We start from the raw sequence: 1,019 nt of genomic DNA on the forward strand, positions 1-1,019 counted from the left end.
GCCGGGCGTTTTTGTGTTCCCTGGGAGGGCATAGTGTCAACCACCGATGTGGCGCCGGAGCTGGTCGCCGTCGAGCCGGTCGCCGATCGGCGGGTGCATCCGTTCGCGTGGAAGGGCGTCCTGGCGGTCTCGCTGGGGTTCGCCGCCGTGCTCGGCCTCCCCGCGGCTCGGATCAACTACTTCGGCGACGAGCTGTACTTCTTGGCGGCCGGGCGACGGCTCGCCTGGGCCTACCCGGATCAGGGTCCGCTGGCGCCGTTCGTGGCGCACGTGATGGATCTGATCGCCCCGGGTTCGGTGCTGGCGCTGCGCATTCCGGCGCTGCTGCTGATGGCCGCCGCGGCGGTCGTCTCGGCCGCCACCGCCCGGGAGCTGGGTGCGAGCGCGCGGTATCAGGTGCTGGCCGCGACGGCCTACGCGGTATCACCGCTGGCTTTCAACCAGATGCAGCTGATCACGCTGACCTTCGACATTCCCTTGCAGGCGGCCATCATCTGGCTGCTCATCCGCTGGGTGCGCACGCGGCAGGACTACCTGCTGATCGTCGCGGGCGTGGCGGCGGCGCTGGCGTTCCAGGCGAAGTGGATGATGCCCGGCGTGTGGGCGCTGCTCGGCCTGGGCGTGCTGATCGCGGGCCCGCGCGAACTGCTGCGCCGCCCGGCGCTGTACGTCGGCACCGCGATCCTGACGCTGTCGATGGTTCCCGGCATCGTGTGGCAGGTGCAACACGGCTGGGTGGAATCGCAGATGACCGAGATCATCGCCCAGGAGCAGTACGCCGCCAATACCGGTCCGCTGATCTGCGCGATCGAGATCGCCGTCCAGTGCGGTCTGCTCGGCGGCCTGCTGAGCATCTTCGGCCTGTGGGGCCTCACCCGGCTGGAGGCGTTGCGCCCCTACCGTTTCGCGCTGATCGCGGGCCTGGGCCTGCTGATCATCGTCCTGGTCGAGAACGGTCGCTCCTACTACGTGGCGGGCTTCTGGCCCGCCCTGGTCGGCGCGGGCGCGTTCGCGTTGAG

At 69.8% G+C, this 1,019-nt stretch carries 1 protein-coding gene; it reads left to right on the forward strand.

The features are described from left to right. Nucleotides 1-33: 33 nt before the first annotated feature. On the forward strand, nt 34-1,019 hold a 986-nt coding region (locus ACIRS4_RS39350), incomplete at its 3' end, for a glycosyltransferase family 39 protein (protein WP_404205250.1).

Origin of the sequence: Streptomyces sp. NPDC101166, assembly GCF_044768125.1 — a bacterium.
Classification (GTDB): Bacteria; Actinomycetota; Actinomycetes; order Streptomycetales; family Streptomycetaceae; genus Streptomyces.